13 protein-coding genes are annotated in these 15,662 nt (G+C 39.4%); 10 read left to right on the forward strand and 3 right to left on the reverse strand.

Annotation, left to right across the window (positions count from 1 at the left end; all coding sequences use genetic code 11):
* Positions 1-28 precede the first annotated feature (28 nt).
* Positions 29-2,824, forward strand: a complete 2,796-nt coding sequence (glnE, locus tag I6F44_RS13160) for a bifunctional [glutamate--ammonia ligase]-adenylyl-L-tyrosine phosphorylase/[glutamate--ammonia-ligase] adenylyltransferase (protein ID WP_197173919.1) — start codon at positions 29-31, stop codon at positions 2,822-2,824.
* 67 nt (positions 2,825-2,891) lie between these two features.
* Here the strand turns inward: glnE and I6F44_RS13165 are convergent, their stop codons facing one another.
* The 3 genes from I6F44_RS13165 to tolC all read right to left on the reverse strand — a co-directional run bounded on the left by I6F44_RS13165 (position 2,892) and on the right by tolC (position 5,901).
* Positions 2,892-3,464, reverse strand: coding sequence for a toxin co-regulated pilus biosynthesis Q family protein (locus I6F44_RS13165; RefSeq protein ID WP_024592837.1), 573 nt, complete (start codon positions 3,462-3,464; stop codon positions 2,892-2,894).
* 41 nt (positions 3,465-3,505) lie between these two features.
* Positions 3,506-4,435 (reverse strand): LpxL/LpxP family Kdo(2)-lipid IV(A) lauroyl/palmitoleoyl acyltransferase, encoded by a 930-nt coding sequence (gene lpxL, locus I6F44_RS13170; RefSeq protein ID WP_024590685.1) that lies wholly within the window; start codon positions 4,433-4,435, stop codon positions 3,506-3,508.
* Between the two features lie 110 nt (positions 4,436-4,545).
* Entirely contained in the window at positions 4,546-5,901 is a 1,356-nt protein-coding gene (tolC, locus tag I6F44_RS13175) for an outer membrane channel protein TolC (RefSeq protein WP_197173921.1), read from the reverse strand.
* Positions 5,902-6,052: 151 nt separating this feature from the next.
* Here tolC and I6F44_RS13180 point away from each other — a divergent pair, with 151 nt between their 5' ends.
* The 9 genes from I6F44_RS13180 to rraB all read left to right on the forward strand — a co-directional run bounded on the left by I6F44_RS13180 (position 6,053) and on the right by rraB (position 15,119).
* On the forward strand, positions 6,053-6,679 hold the full coding sequence (locus I6F44_RS13180; protein ID WP_010553288.1) for an NUDIX domain-containing protein: 627 nt from the start codon (positions 6,053-6,055) through the stop codon (positions 6,677-6,679).
* A gap of 26 nt (positions 6,680-6,705) precedes the next feature.
* Positions 6,706-7,164, forward strand: a complete 459-nt coding sequence (locus tag I6F44_RS13185; RefSeq protein WP_007585381.1) for a DUF1249 domain-containing protein — start codon at positions 6,706-6,708, stop codon at positions 7,162-7,164.
* Positions 7,151-7,936, forward strand: coding sequence for a metallophosphoesterase (locus I6F44_RS13190; RefSeq protein ID WP_197173922.1), 786 nt, complete (start codon positions 7,151-7,153; stop codon positions 7,934-7,936). The genes I6F44_RS13185 and I6F44_RS13190 overlap by 14 nt, the downstream gene beginning before the upstream one ends.
* Entirely contained in the window at positions 7,921-8,481 is a 561-nt protein-coding gene (locus I6F44_RS13195) for a YqiA/YcfP family alpha/beta fold hydrolase (protein ID WP_007585377.1), read from the forward strand. The genes I6F44_RS13190 and I6F44_RS13195 overlap by 16 nt, the downstream gene beginning before the upstream one ends.
* Positions 8,482-8,589: 108 nt before the next feature.
* Positions 8,590-10,479: a DNA topoisomerase IV subunit B gene (parE, locus tag I6F44_RS13200; RefSeq protein ID WP_024590690.1), complete on the forward strand. Its 1,890-nt coding sequence runs from the start codon at positions 8,590-8,592 to the stop codon at positions 10,477-10,479.
* A gap of 29 nt (positions 10,480-10,508) precedes the next feature.
* Complete coding sequence (locus I6F44_RS13205; RefSeq protein WP_010553286.1) at positions 10,509-11,603, forward strand: PQQ-dependent sugar dehydrogenase; 1,095 nt, start codon at positions 10,509-10,511, stop codon at positions 11,601-11,603.
* A 10-nt stretch (positions 11,604-11,613) separates the two neighbouring features.
* Positions 11,614-13,908, forward strand: coding sequence for a DNA topoisomerase IV subunit A (parC, locus tag I6F44_RS13210; protein WP_010553285.1), 2,295 nt, complete (start codon positions 11,614-11,616; stop codon positions 13,906-13,908).
* 162 nt (positions 13,909-14,070) lie between these two features.
* Positions 14,071-14,784, forward strand: coding sequence for a 1-acylglycerol-3-phosphate O-acyltransferase (locus I6F44_RS13215; protein WP_024590693.1), 714 nt, complete (start codon positions 14,071-14,073; stop codon positions 14,782-14,784).
* Positions 14,784-15,119, forward strand: a complete 336-nt coding sequence (gene rraB / locus I6F44_RS13220) for a ribonuclease E inhibitor RraB (RefSeq protein ID WP_007585369.1) — start codon at positions 14,784-14,786, stop codon at positions 15,117-15,119. The genes I6F44_RS13215 and rraB overlap by 1 nt, the downstream gene beginning before the upstream one ends.
* The last annotated feature ends 543 nt before the right edge of the window (positions 15,120-15,662 follow it).

Raw genomic sequence — 15,662 nt, forward strand, 5'->3', positions numbered from 1 at the left:
GTTATTGATGATATAAAAGAGAGGATTGATGAGTAACGTAAAGCAACTTCCTATTCAATTACAAAAACTTGGCTTAATGCGCTTTGAACAGTTATACCCGCAGCAAAGTAAACAAAGTGAAGTTGTAAGGTTATTAGCATTAAGCGACTTTGCTTGGCGCAGTTTAGAATCACAACCTGATTTAAATACTTGGCTATTATGCAAAGACGAAATACAAAATAGAGTAATAGATTCTCCTTTTAGAAACCTTAATTTAGCTGATATTGATGAAGTGCAGTGCCATAAAGTACTTCGCCAATATCGTGAAAAGTACTGGCTCAAAGTCGCCTTTTTAGATTTATGCTGTAACAATCCCATTGCCGATAGTATTAATTACATAAGCCAACTGGCTGACATGCTAATAAATAGTGCTAACCAATGGGCGCATGCACAGGTGGCAAAAGTAAATGGTGAGCCGCTTGATGAGCAAAACCAAGCAATGCCGTTAATGGTGTTGGGTATGGGAAAACTTGGCGGACAAGAGCTAAATTACTCCTCTGATATTGATCTCATTTTTGCATATCCGCGCAGTACAAAAACCCAAGGTGGCCGCAGAAGCCTTGAGGCTCAAGTATTTTATACCAAAGTTGCACAAAAGCTCATTGCATCACTTAACCAAGCCACCGGTGACGGGCAGGTATTTAGGGTTGATATGCGCCTACGCCCGTTTGGCGAAAGTGGCCCTTTGGTTATGAGCTTTAATGCCATTGAAGATTACTACCAAGAACAAGGTCGCGACTGGGAACGCTACGCGATGTTAAAAGGGCGCTTAATTGGCACGCCTAACAAATATTGGGATGAATTTATTAAGCTTTTAAAGCCGTTTGTTTATCGCCGGTATATTGATTTTTCGGTGATTGAATCTTTGCGTAAAATGAAGTTAATGATTGCACAAGAGGTTCGCCGTAAACGCTTAACTAATAATATAAAATTAGGAGCTGGTGGTATTCGTGAAGTTGAATTTATAGTGCAAGCCCTACAAATGGTACGAGGTGGGCGAGAGGCTAATTTACAAACTCAATCATTACTTAAAGCATTAAATGAGCTGGCACTTAGCCAAGTTATAGATGAGCAAGAAGCGAGCGAGCTTAAACGCAATTACCTTTATTTGCGAAAAGTTGAACAGTACTTACAAATATTTGACGATCAGCAAACGCAAACACTCCCCGATGATGAATTGAACCAGCAGCGCTTAAACTTATTATTAGAACAAGCTGATTTTTCTGCCACTTTAATCACTATTGAAAAGGTAATGAAGCAAGTTAACGGCGAGTTTGCACTCGTTATTGGCGAAGAAACCGCGCCACTAGATACCTGTGAAGGTGCATTTATTAGTGCTTGGGATCATGGTGATGTGAGCTTTCTAAAAGAGGCTAGAGATGAATGGCAAACACCCCTTAACGATTTTAAATTAAGGCTGTCTAAGGTCAACATAGGTAACCGAGGGCGTGAAACCCTTGATAAATTAATGCCTGTTTTATTGAGCCAGTTAAATGACTTTAATGCCAGCGCAGCTGCTTTTACAATGGTTTGCCAAATTTTTAATAAGATAATTTCACGTACTGCTTATTTAGAATTGCTGTACGAAAACCAAGGTGCATTAAAGCAACTTGTTTTACTGTGTTGTCATAGCAAATGGATAGGCGAGCATATTTCTCGCTACCCTATATTGCTGGATGAGCTAATAGACCCGGCTGTTCTTTATAAACCGACACCATTAACCGCTTATAAAGATGAAATAAGACAGTATTTTTTGCGAATAGAGCATGACGATTTAGAACTGCAAATGGAGTCGCTTAGGCAATTTAAGCAAACGCATCAATTACGAATTGCAGCTGCCGATGCAACCGGTGTTCTTGATGTAATGAAAGTAAGCGATCACTTAACCGTATTGGCTGAAGCGATTGTTGATCAAGCTGTTAATATTGCATGGCATAACACCGTTAAGCGTTTTGGTATGCCCCCTGGCACTGATGATGAAAACAAAGGTTTTGCTGTTATTGCATATGGTAAAACAGGCGGCTTAGAAGTAGGGTACGACTCAGATTTAGATTTGGTGTTTGTGCATAATCATGATGGCTCAAGCCAAACCAATGGTGAAAAACCGATAGATTCTCGCCAGTTTTATTTAAAACTCGCTCAGCGCTTAATGCATTTATTTAATACTCGTACTGCTTCGGGTATTTTGTATGAGCTTGATACGCGATTACGCCCTGAAGGTGCATCAGGTTTACTTGCTATCAATCTAGAGAGTTTTAATCACTATCAGCAAACTCAAGCATGGACGTGGGAACATCAAGCGCTTGTGCGGGCTCGGTTAATTTTGGGCCAAGACGATCTTATAGATCGTTTTTCACAAATCCGTAAAAGTATTCTTTGCCAACAGCGCGATGATACCGTGTTAAAAGCCGATGTAATAAAAATGCGCGAAAAAATGCGCGACCATCTAGCGAAAGGAAATTCTGAACAATTTGATTTAAAACAAGATATTGGCGGTATGGCTGATATTGAGTTTATTACGCAATATTTAGTACTTAAACACGCAAATGAGTTTGAGCAGCTTACCGTTTATTCAGATAACGTAAGAATATTAACGGATGCAGCAAATATAGGCTGTATTACTAAAGAGCATAAACAGCAGTTGATCAAAGCGTATATTGATTATCGCTCGTGTTATCACGTGCTGAGCTTGGATCAAAAAGGCAAATTGATCTCGCGAGAAGCTTTTTTACAAGATATTACTAACGTAACGAATATTTGGAATAGTATTTTTGAATTGAATTGAATTGAATTGAATTGAATTGAATTGTAAAACCCAAGCGCTTGCTTGGGTTTTTTGTACGTGTAACCCCTCAAATCTTTAGCTTTAAACAGTTTGTTCGCACAAATTCTGATGGTAACTCTGTAATAACCGCTGCTCTTTGTTTGTGGCAAAAGTAAGTGTAAACCTCATGCTCAAAGTCGTCATTTATAGCACGACCAATTTGATAAAGTGCTGAAGTAAAGTTGCTGTCTACTCTAAAATGATCTTTAACTACGTAGTCTTTACTTAAATACCAGTAAAGCTCAATACCTTCATTTTTAGCATATTGATAGAGTACGTCTTTAAGTGTTGTGCCATTTTCAAAGCGTCTAGGTTCAACTTCTCCAGTCCAAGTGGTCGGCATTGGATCAACTGTTCGCGCACGTTCCGCTAATACTCTATCTAAGGTCTGTTCTGGTGTTTTAAGTTTTAAAACAAATTGATCTCGTTCTTTATTACTTTTTACTTGGTTACGAATAGAGGAGTAAAAACGTGATAATCCTTCGGCAGCTGCATTTTTAGATTTTTTAATATCAAATAAAGAGCCATCACTCAACAAAAAGTATACGGCGAGTGCTATTAGTACAGCTGCAAATGATAAATGCCTAATCCAAAACCACATGATTATTACCCACCTTATTTGTTCCTATTATTGTTATACCATTACTTTTTATAAAAAGAAGGGGTATTTTTATCAGGTCGAGTTTTAAAACGACGGTGTAGCCACATATATTGTTCGGGTGCGGCATTAACAGATTGTTCCATGCGTTGATTTACACGTGTTACATCAGCCTTATTATCACCACTGGGGAAGTTTTCAAGCTCTGGCAGTATTTCTAAGTGATATTTACCATTTTCATCACGGCGAGTTATTAAACTCATTGTTTCGCAGTTTTTACTGCCTGCAAACATAAGAGTACCCGTTGTAGTTGCAGCGTCAGGTACTGCGTAAAATGGGACAAATTCACAGCGGTTACGACCGTAATCTTGATCGGGTAAGTAATAACATACCTTTTTATTTTTTAATGCTTTTAGTAAACCTTTTACATCTTTTCGACCGATTAAATATTCGTTAGAGCGAAGGCGCCCATTAGTCGTAAAGTATTCCATTAGTGGGTTGTTATGAGGGCGATAAAAGCCAACACCCTGACACTCTAAGCCCATAATACGGCTAGCCATTTCAAGATGCAGAATATGAGGGACAAGCAATAAAACACCTTTACCAGACGCTTGTACGCGTTCAAAGTGCTCAAGCCCTTTAAAAGACCCTAATGCTTTTTGTGCTCGCCACTGCGGCCACCACCAGGCCATGCCAGTCTCAACCATTGCAATACCGGTGTTTTCCATATTTTTGAGCACAAGGTCTTTTTGATCTGCTGCGCTCATATCAGGAAAACACAGCTTAATATTTACTTCTGCAATATGGCGACGGCGCTTCATAAATTTATGAACTAAGCGACCAAGCTGTTTACCCATTGCTAATTGTAGTTTTTGCGGTAACCAAGAAATTAAATATAAAAATAGAACGCCAATCCACGTTAACCAGTATCGAGGGCCCAAAAAAGATGCTTTAAAAGGAGATGAGGTGACCACAAAAATATCTCTGAGAATAAAAACGATAGTTTAACGCTAAGCGCTGTAAAATACAAAAAGCCAGCATTTAGCTGGCTTCCAATGTGTTCATACTGCACGAGTAATGAAAATTAAGCGGCTTTTAAACCTTGGTTTATAGCAACTAAATCTGCACTTGTTAATGTACCCGTAGCTTGTTTTAGGCGAAGGGTAGATAACACATAACGGTAACGTACATCAGCAAGGTTACGCTTTGCATCGTACAAATTTTGCGTACTTACTAGTACGTCAACAATGGTACGAGTACCTACTTCAAAACCAGCTTCAGTTGCTTTAAGGGCACTTTGAGCTGAAACAACCGCTTGCTCTAGCGCTTTGTAAGTAGCAATGTCTGAAACAACTTGATTATAAGATGTAATTACTGTGCGAGTTACTGCGCGGTAATTTGTTTCATAGTCTTGGCTCGCACCTACGTAAAACGCACGGGCCTGATTTGTTGCAGCAACTGTTGCACCACCTGAATATAAAGGTACGCTAAAGTTAAGCCCTACAGAGCTTGAGTCTGAACGTGGCTGATCATCAAAGTTAGCGCCATTTATTTGATTGTCTGTAAGAGAATCGCCGTAACTAGCACTTAGGGTTAGCTTTGGGTAATGACCCGCTTTTGCTAATTCAATTTGATCTTTTGCAATATCAACCGTTACTTTAGACACTTGTAGGTTTATATTTTTATCTTCAGCTACTTTAACAAAGTCGCTTGAGCGCTTAGTTGGTTTAGTTGTTGAGAAAGTATCTGTATTTAAAAAGTCTAATTTTTCGTGATATTTACCTGTAATCTCACGAAGTTGCTCACGTGCTGTTTCTACAGCATTACCTGCAATAATTTCTTGAGCTACAGAGTTATCAAACTGAGCTTGCGCTTCGTGTACGTCAGTAATTGCTGTTAAGCCTACCGCATAACGTTGTTTTGTTTGCTCAAGTTGACGTTCAATTGCACGTTTTTCAGCTTCAACAAATTCAAGGTTATCGCTTGCACTTAATACGTTAAAATAACCTTCAGCAACGCGTACAATTAAGTTTTGTTTTGCTGCATCGTATAGGCCGCTTGCTTGAAGCGCTTGCTTGTCGGCAATATCTAACGTATTCCAGGCACCTAAATCAAATAATGTTTGGCTTAAGCTCACACCGCGAGAGAATTGGTCTGTATCACTTTCAACTTTTACTTGGTTAGATAAGTCGCCAACGCTTTGGTACGACGTTGCATCGCTTTTTGTATAACCCATAGTTAAACCAATTTGAGGTAATAGTGCACTCATCGCCAAATCGCTTTGGTAAGACTGCGCATCGGCTTGGGCTTTTGCTTTTAAAACAGTAGGATCGTTAGCTGTCGCTATTTCAAAAACTTGTAGTAAATCTTCAGCTTTCACTGCTGTTGCACCTAATGCGCATGATAAACTAACTAGCGCCGCAAGAATGTTCTTTTTCATGTGGGGTTCGGTCCTTAGACAATTTTTGTACTAAAAGCATGTTAACCTGTTTTACTGCATAACAAAAAAAATAATTAGTAAAACAGTATGTTCAAGTGTAACAGAATATATTAACGCATTTTAAAGCTTTAGATAAGTAGGAGGTATGTACGTGGTTGATAAAAAGCTCGTTCAATTTACACATAAAGATGTGAATTTAAAGCCAATAAAAAACCTTTATAAAGGTTTTTTTCAGGTTGATTTATACCAGTTTGAACATGCTCTTTTTGCGGGTGGAAAATCTAAAGTAATTAGTCGAGAAATATTAGAACGTGGCGATGCAATTGCAGTACTCCCTTACGATCCAATATCAGATACTGTTCTTTTAATTGAGCAAATACGTATTGGCGCTATTAAAAGCAAGCATTCGCCTTGGTTGCTAGAGTGTATAGCCGGAATGACAGACGGCAGTACGGATTACGAATCAGTTGTAAAAAAAGAAGCGTATGAAGAAGCTGGGCTTGAATTAACTGAACTTGAATTTATGCTTTCATACCTATCAAGCCCTGGTGGTACAACTGAGCGCTTGCATTTGTATTTAGCGCGTACTGACTTAAGCCAAGTGAAATCAGGTGTATATGGTCTTGAAACTGAAGGGGAGGATATAAAAACTCACATTCTATCAGTTGATGATGCGCTAATGCGCCTCAATAACGGTGAAATGGATAATGCGGCAACGGTTATTTGTATGCAGTGGCTTGCGCTTAATCGTGAAAAAATGGCAAGTAAATGGGCATAAACTCTTACTAATATTATGGTGGTACTTTGACAGCACAATTAGCAACAAAGCGATATATTCAGAGCCTCCCAAAGTATTTAACACTTTGTGAGCATAACTATGTGCGACTATTAAAGTTGTTACCGAGCGAGCGCAATATAGGAAGCATTCGTGAAGTTAAACTTGGCAACAGTGAGTTTGCTACAAAAATTGATGGCAGCGCAAAATACACCATGGATATTTCAATTAAGCAGCTAACAGGAATGGTTAAAGGGATTACGCCACTGTATTTAACGGTACGCATGTATCACGATGCCAAAGTGGCTGAAATTGTTCATCACGATTACCATCAACGCATAAAACCATCTTATGGATACCCTAACCCTAAAATGCATCAAAAAGATGAAAAGTATCAACTTAATGCTTTTTTATACGATTGGTTAGTGGCCTGTGTAGAGCACGGACAAGCGACGTTAAATTGGGATGTAAATAATGGCTTGGTTTGATGATACATATACATTTGATAAATCATCTTTGTGCATTGCGCATATTACTGACAGCCATTTATTTGCAGACAAAAGCAGTGAGTACTTTAATGTAAATACCGCAGATCATTTTGAACAAGCCTTGGCAAACATAGCAAAAAAATCAATAGACTGCATTATTTTTGGTGGCGATTTAACACAAGATCATAGTTTTGAATCATACTTATTATTTAGTGAACTTATAAATGCCAGTGATATTACTTGTCCTGTATTTTGGGTGCCAGGTAATCATGATGAACTAGGAATGCTTAATCGCATAAGTGGTGGGCAAATAAATTCGGCTAAACATATTATTGCTAATGGGATTGAGCTACTTCTTATTAATTCTAAAGGGCCCACGCCCGCAGGATGGGTTACTGGCACGCATTTAGATGAAGTAACGGACGCTTTAGTCAACTCGAATAATAGTAAAGTTATATTTTGTCATCATAATCCGCTGCCAATAAACGGCTACCTTGATAAACACTTATTAGAAAATGGCCCACAGCTTTTAAATATCTTAGTTAATAGTAATAATGTATCTGCGCTTTTTCATGGGCATGTGCACAATGATTACGAACAAAGCTTTAGAGGGCTGCCCATATATGCGACCCCGGCCAGCTCAATACAGTTTGTAAAGCACACTTCACAGTGGGAGCAAAAAAATGCGGGGCCAGCTTACAGAACGCTAAATATAAAGAGTAAAAAAGATAAAGTAGAAGTAAAAACGGAAGTAGTATGGCTAAACGCGTAATTTATATTCATGGCTTTAATAGTTCACAAAAATCATATAAAGCTGTGCGCTTTGGTGAGCTTATGGCAAACTATGACGTTGATTATTGTGTACCGAACTTAAACCACGAGCCCCTACAAGCTATAATTGAGCTTGAACAATTACTAACGCCAAATACCGTTTTATTAGGTAGCTCGTTAGGTGGTTTTTTTGCCACGTATTTATCGCAGCGTTATCAAATTCCTGCAGTGGTTATTAATCCCGCGGTCGCACCCTATAATTTATTACAGTCGTTACTTGGACCTAATTATAATCCGTATCAAGATTATCATTACGATTTAAATAACAGCCATATTGAGGCACTTAAATTACTCGCTGTAGATAAATTAGCATACCCTGAGTTACTGTACTTATTACAGCAAACAGGCGATGAAGTGTTGAACTTTCAACACGCAGTAAAATATTATTCGCAATGCAAGCAATTGATAGAATTTGGTGGCGATCATAGCTACGTTGAATTTGAACGCACCTTTGCAAGTATTGTAGATTTTCTTAAAATCACGTAAAACTAGTTAGCCTGAACTGAGGTTAGTTACTATATTAACGCTTTAGCGCATATAACAATAAAACTAGTAAAACGTATTAGAGCCTTAGCGGATATAAAGATAAAAACTATGAGTGATCAAAATTATAACGCCGAAGCCATTGAAGTACTTAATGGATTAGATCCGGTAAAACGACGCCCAGGGATGTACACAGATACAACACGTCCCAATCATTTAGGCCAAGAGGTTATCGATAACAGTGTCGATGAAGCTATGGCGGGCCATGCTACTCGTATCGACGTAATACTCCACGAAGACAATTCGCTTGAAGTAAGTGATGACGGGCGTGGTATGCCTATTGATATTCACCCAGAAGAAGGTATCCCTGGGGTTGAATTGATCTTCACTAAATTACACGCCGGTGGTAAGTTTTCTAATAAAAACTATCAATTTTCGGGTGGTTTACACGGTGTAGGTATTTCGGTAGTAAATGCGTTATCTACGCGTGTAGAAGTAACAGTAAGACGCGACGCTCAACAATACAGAATGGCATTTGAAAGCGGCGATAAAGTAGAAGACTTAAACGTAATTGGTACAGTCGGTAAACGTAACACCGGCACTACGGTTCGTTTTTGGGCTGATGTTAGCTACTTTGATTCACCAAACTACTCAATTACCAAGCTTAATCATTTATTAAAAGCCAAAGCAGTTTTGTGCCCAGGACTTCGTATTAAGTTTGTTAATAAGCAAACAAAAGAAACCCAAGAATGGTTTTATGAAACAGGCTTAAAAGACTATTTAGTTGAAGCAATTAAAGGTTTTGAAACATTACCGCAAGACCCGTTTGTTGGCGAATTTAAAAGTTCAATTGAAGGCGCTGACTGGGCTGTTGTATGGCTACCAGAAGGTGGTGAATCAATAGCTGAAAGCTACGTAAACCTTATTCCTACCGCGCAAGGTGGTACGCATGTAAATGGTTTACGCCAAGGTTTGCTTGAAGCAATGCGTGAATTTTGTGAGTTTAGAAACTTACTCCCTCGTGGTGTGAAATTAACTCCTGATGACATTTGGGATCGTTGTAGTTACGTGTTATCGGTTAAAATGCAAGACCCTCAATTTGCCGGTCAAACAAAAGAAAAACTATCATCACGCTCGTGTTCTGCGTTTGTATCGGGGGTTGTAAAAGACTCGTTTAGTTTATGGTTAAATGAACATACAGATACCGCAGAGTTATTAGCTGAGTTATGTATTTCAAATGCGCAAACTCGCTTGCGTGCAGCTAAAAAAGTAGTGCGTAAGCGTGTTACTGCAGGTCCTGCTTTACCGGGTAAACTTACCGATTGTAGCGCGGCCGATAACGACCGTACCGAATTGTTTTTAGTGGAAGGTGATTCTGCTGGTGGCTCTGCTAAACAAGCAAGAGACCGTGAGTTTCAGGCTATCATGCCGCTACGTGGTAAAATTTTGAATACCTGGGAAGTTGAGTCAGGCCAAATACTAGCATCACAAGAAGTACACGATATTTCAGTGGCGCTGGGTATTGATCCAGAATCAACCGATATGTCGGCATTACGCTACAATAAAATTTGTATATTGGCCGATGCTGACTCGGATGGACTACACATCGCAACACTATTATGTGCATTGTTTGTTCGCCATTTCCCAGAGTTAGTAAAAACAGGGCATGTGTATGTAGCAATGCCGCCATTATTTAGAATCGATATTGGTAAAGAAGTTTATTACGCACTTGATGAGCAAGAAAAAACCGCTATTTTGGCGCGCATAGAAGCCGAGAAAAAACGCGGAAAAGTAAACGTACAACGATTCAAAGGTCTGGGTGAAATGAACCCGTTACAACTGCGTGAAACCACGATGGATCCAAATACACGACGTTTAGTGCAGCTTACGCTTGATGAAGAAGTAGAAACCATGGAAATGATGGATATGCTGCTTGCTAAGAAACGATCGCCTGATCGTCGTCAATGGTTAGAAGATCATGGTAACAAGGCACTCGTTTAATTACCTGTGCTTAACACTAGGAGAGGCGAATGAAAAAACTACTAGGAAGTTTGCTGTTACTTGGGCTGACTACCGCTCCTGTAATGGCGAAAAATATACTCGATAAGCTCACAGTCGCACCGGGATTTGAAATAAGCTTATTTGCAAATGATGTAGAAAATGCACGTCAAATAGCCGTTTCAAAAAAAGGTATTGTGTATGTTGGCTCTCGTAAAGCGGGCAACGTATATGCGCTTATTGATCATAATAGTGATGGCGTAGCAGATAAAAAAATTGTTGTGGCTAAAGGCCTAAACATGCCCTCAGGCATAGCAATTAAAGATGGCGATTTATACGTAGGCGAAGTACATCGTATTATTCGCTTTAAAAATATTGATACCCAATTAAAAGATCCAAAATTTGATGTGGTTTATGACGCATTACCGAGCGAGCGTCATCATGGTTGGAAATTTTTACGTTTTGCACCAACGGGCGAGCTAATCATTCCGGTGGGTGTACCGTGTAATATTTGTGCTGAAGATGAACGTTTTGGCCGTATTTTTGCGCTTAATGTAGAAACAAAACAAATAAAAACAATAGCCAAGGGCGTTAGAAACACCGTCGGTTTTGATTTTCATCCAGCTACTCAAGCTTTATGGTTTAGTGATAACGGTCGCGACATGATGGGCGATGATATTCCGCCTGATGAGTTAAACCGTGCAACGCAAGAAGGTGAACATTTTGGTTTTCCGTATGTTCATGCCGGCGCAATTATTGACCCTGAGTTTGGGGAAGGTAAAAATATTGCCGATTACACGTCGCCAGCTCTTGCACTTGCTGCGCATGTAGCGCCACTGGGCATTCATTTTTATAACGGTAAGCAATTTCCAGCAAGCTATAAGCAACAATTATTTGTTGCTGAACATGGCTCATGGAACCGTTCTAAAAAGTCAGGTTATAAAGTAGGGCTAGCAACAATTGAAGTAGGTCGCGTAACTAAATATACGCCATTTATTACTGGCTTTATGAAAGACGAAACAACATTTGGACGCCCTGTTGCATTTGCAGAATTAGGTGACGGCAGTCTGTTAGTAAGCGATGATTACGCCAATGTAATCTACCGTGTAAGCTATAAGAAAAACTAGGTAAGCTTTAATGAGTGATACAGATACCTTGCTAATGCAAGGAATTGAGCAACAAACAATGGGGCGTTTTACCGAAGACGCCTATTTAAATTATTCCATGTACGTGATCATGGACCGCGCCTTACCGCATGTAGGTGATGGTTTAAAACCAGTACAGCGTCGTATTATTTATGCGATGAGTGAGCTGGGTTTGTCGGCTAACGCTAAGTACAAAAAATCAGCCCGTACAGTGGGTGACGTGCTTGGTAAGTACCATCCACACGGCGACAGTGCATGTTACGAAGCGATGGTATTAATGGCGCAGCCGTTTTCTTACCGCTACCCTTTGGTGGATGGACAAGGAAACTGGGGCGCGGCAGATGACCCTAAATCGTTTGCAGCAATGCGTTATACCGAAGCGCGTTTATCTAAGTTTTCAGAAGTACTGCTTAAAGAGCTTGGCCAAGGCACCGTCGATTGGACACCAAACTTTGATGGCACAATGGATGAGCCTGTTGTACTGCCTTCTCGTTTACCGCATATTTTACTAAACGGTATAACGGGTATTGCCGTAGGTATGGCAACCGATATTCCGCCACATAACGTACGTGAAGTGGCTAGTGCATGTTGTTTATTACTTGATAAACCAAAAACAGAGCTTGAAGAATTACTTGAGCTTGTACATGCACCAGATTATCCAACAGATGCTGAAATAATTACCCCAAAAGCCGATATTCACAAAATATATAAAACCGGTCGAGGGTCTATCAAAATGCGTGCGGTTTATACCGAAGAGCATGGTGATATTGTTATTACAGCGCTGCCGCATCAATGTTCTGGTGGTAAAGTACTTGAGCAAATTGCAGCGCAAATGAACGCTAAAAAATTACCAATGATTGCCGATTTACGTGACGAGTCAGATCACGAAAATCCAACACGCATTGTAATTATTCCGCGCTCAAACCGCATTAAAGCTGAGCCATTAATGGCGCACTTATTTGCAACCACCGATCTTGAAAAAAATTACCGAGTAAACTTAAACATGCTAGGCCTAGATGGCCGCCCGCAAGTTAAAGACTTACGCTGTATTTTAAGTGAGTGGCTAATATTTAGACGCGAAACAGTGCGTCGTCGTTTGCAGTATCGTTTAGATAAAGTATTAGCACGTCTACATATTTTAGAGGGTTTGTTAGCCGCCTTTTTAAATATTGATGAAGTGATTGAAATCATTCGCAGCGAAGATAAACCAAAGCCTGTATTAATGGAGCGCTTTGATTTAACTGATACGCAGGCAGAAGCAATTCTAGAATTAAAACTTCGTCATTTAGCAAAACTTGAAGAGTTTAAAATTCGTGGTGAGCAAGACGAACTGGCTAAAGAGCGTGATAAATTAGCGCAAATTTTGGGCTCAGAACGTCGTATGTCGACACTGCTTAAAAAAGAAATTCAAGAAGCCGCTGAAATGTACGGTGACGATCGTCGCTCACCAGTGATTGAGCGCTCAGAAGCGAAAGCACTTAACGAAAAAGATTTAATTCCGTCAGAGTCAGTTACTGTTGTGCTATCAGACAAAGGCTGGGCACGCGTTGGTAAAGGTCATGACTTAGATGTACAAGGCTTAAATTATCGCTCAGGTGACGGCTTTAGAGCCTCTGCTCGTGGTAAGAGTAATCAACCTGCGGTATTTTTAGATTCAGCGGGGCGGGCGTTTGCAACTGATGCGCACAGTCTACCTTCGGCGCGTAGCCAAGGGGAGCCAATGACAGGTCGTTTTAACTTAACACCAGGCGCTAATTTTGAGCACGTGGTAATGAGTGAAGACGAGCAAGTATTGCTTATGGCGTCAGATGCAGGTTACGGCTTTATTACCGACTTTAAAGACTTAGTTAGTAAAAATAAAAACGGTAAAGCGCTCGTAAGTGTCCCTAAAGGTGGAATATTACTTTCTCCTATTAGAGTGAACGATGTTGCTAGCGATTACTGTATGGCTATTTCTAACGAAGGTCGAATGCTTTTATTCCCGCTGCGAGACTTACCAAAATTAGGTAAGGGTAAAGGTAATAAAATCATCTCTATACCAGGTGCTAAAGTACAAGCCCGTGAAGAGTTTGTAAAAGTGCTTGCTGTTGTACCACTAGGAAGCAGTGTTACGCTTCATGCTGGTAAGCGTAAACTAACACTTAAACCAAGTGATTTAGAGCATTATCATGGTGAGCGAGGACGTAGGGGTAATAAACTACCGCGTGGCTTACAGCGTGTTGACGAAGCCGTTGTTGAGCTAACTCCTCAAGATGATGAACCAATAGACGTTATTAGCGAAGAGTAGCCAATTACTTTTTTGTATAAATAAAAACGGTCTGCATTTGCAGGCCGTTTTTGTTTTAAAATAAAGAGCTTAAATATTTCAGCGTACACTTGTGCGCTATTGACTCGTTTGTGTCACAAAATAACGCTATAATAATTATAATTCATTTTTGGAGAAGCCCATTTGCTAGCTGTTATACGCGTTTTTATTATGCTGCTGTTTATATTATTCAGTTGTATTTTTGGTTTATTACTTTCGATTGTAAGACCATTTCACCCTAATAATGTACATATTATAGCGGGTTGGTTTGGCTCAATGGCTAAAATGGTTGGCGTTAAGCTAGTTCTAACACGTCATAAAGATGCCGTTGATCCAGGTCCTGCAGTTTATGTTGCTAATCATCAAAATAGCTACGACTTATTTACAGTGCCAGCAATGGTGCCAAAAAACTGCGTAAGTTTGGGTAAAAAGAGCTTAAAGTGGATCCCATTTTTTGGTCAGCTTTATTGGTTGTCGGGTAATATATTAATAGACAGATCGAATCGCTCTAAAGCGGCAGGAACTATCTCAAAAGCAGCCGAAAAAATTAAAAATAATGGCTTATCTGTATGGATGTTTCCAGAAGGCACTCGAAGCTATGGAAGAGGGTTGCTACCATTTAAAACAGGCGCATTTCACACCGCAATGAGCGCAGATGTACCCATAATTCCGGTATGTATGAATACAACACATAAAACCATTAAGCTAAATCGTTGGGATAATGGTACAATTCACATCGAAATGTTAGCGCCTATACCGCTTGATAAAGAAATTAGCGCGCGTGAGCATGCTAAAAGCGTGCATAGCATTATGGCTGCTAAAATAACTGAATTAGATGCTCAAGTGAGAGAAAAATAATGGAAAACTGGCGTGAAATAAGTGAAGACATCGTAAGTTCACTACTTGAAGATGGGTCAGACCCTGAAATACTTTATGAAGTAGAGCACCACTTTGTGTGTGAAGACTTTCCTAAGTTAGAGCAAGCTGCACTTGCTGCTTTTAAATTGGGTTACGATGTTGAAGAACCAGCAGAGCTTGAGCTTGAAGACGGTAACAAAATTTGGAGCTTTGACATTGTAGTTGAAGCTGAGCTAGACGTAGACGTTATTATGGAAGACGTTGATAAGCTAGCGCAACTAGCCGTTGAGTGCGAAGTTGAGTACGATGGTTGGGGTACTTACTTTCAAGAGTAATGCAGCTAACTAGGGTTTAGATTTATTAATTTGAAAGCGAGTATTGTAAAAGTACTCGCTTTTTTGTGTCACGAATTAGGGAGTGCTAATTTTACATGATTCAAGCTTGCTTACATCCATGTAAGAATAAGTTAACCGAGCGCAGCTTCCGCGTTCTGCTCACGCCCCTCACCTTTATCCATGTAGACAATAAAGTGTTACTCACTCCAAAGAAATCTCAAAATTAGTACCTGTTTAGCATTTCAATTTCATCATCACCTATTAATTTGAAAGGTTAATCTCACATATAAAATTTACTTTTAATTATTTATTTGCACTAATATTTTGAAATTTTAAATTATATAAGCGCGTATTTTTAAATTTTAGTCATTCAAATTTATCTTTATAACTAAAGTTAAATTAAGTTTAACAGGTATTACCAGTCTGTTTTGGTAACAATTTTATCATGAAATAACTGCGTTTATTCATAAGGTATTAAGTTTCGCGTTAAATATTGGTAATAGTGGTTTTTTGTTTTAGGTACTACTATTTTCTTAAATTTAA

It is taken from the genome of Pseudoalteromonas sp. NZS11_1 (assembly GCF_015864275.1).
Taxonomy (GTDB): domain Bacteria; phylum Pseudomonadota; class Gammaproteobacteria; order Enterobacterales; family Alteromonadaceae; genus Pseudoalteromonas; species Pseudoalteromonas arctica.

Excerpts from the sequence above, each read along its gene's own strand:
- rraB (WP_007585369.1), top strand. The coding sequence starts at position 14,784 with ATGGAAAACTGGCGTGAAATAAGTGAAGACATCGTAAGTTCACTACTT.
- I6F44_RS13195 (WP_007585377.1), top strand. The coding sequence starts at position 7,921 with ATGGCTAAACGCGTAATTTATATTCATGGCTTTAATAGTTCACAAAAA.
- parC (WP_010553285.1), top strand. The coding sequence starts at position 11,614 with ATGAGTGATACAGATACCTTGCTAATGCAAGGAATTGAGCAACAAACA.
- parE (WP_024590690.1), top strand. The coding sequence starts at position 8,590 with ATGAGTGATCAAAATTATAACGCCGAAGCCATTGAAGTACTTAATGGA.
- glnE (WP_197173919.1), top strand. The coding sequence starts at position 29 with ATGAGTAACGTAAAGCAACTTCCTATTCAATTACAAAAACTTGGCTTA.
- tolC (WP_197173921.1), bottom strand. The coding sequence starts at position 5,901 with ATGAAAAAGAACATTCTTGCGGCGCTAGTTAGTTTATCATGCGCATTA.
- I6F44_RS13165 (WP_024592837.1), bottom strand. The coding sequence starts at position 3,464 with ATGTGGTTTTGGATTAGGCATTTATCATTTGCAGCTGTACTAATAGCA.
- I6F44_RS13190 (WP_197173922.1), top strand. The coding sequence starts at position 7,151 with ATGGCTTGGTTTGATGATACATATACATTTGATAAATCATCTTTGTGC.
- I6F44_RS13205 (WP_010553286.1), top strand. The coding sequence starts at position 10,509 with ATGAAAAAACTACTAGGAAGTTTGCTGTTACTTGGGCTGACTACCGCT.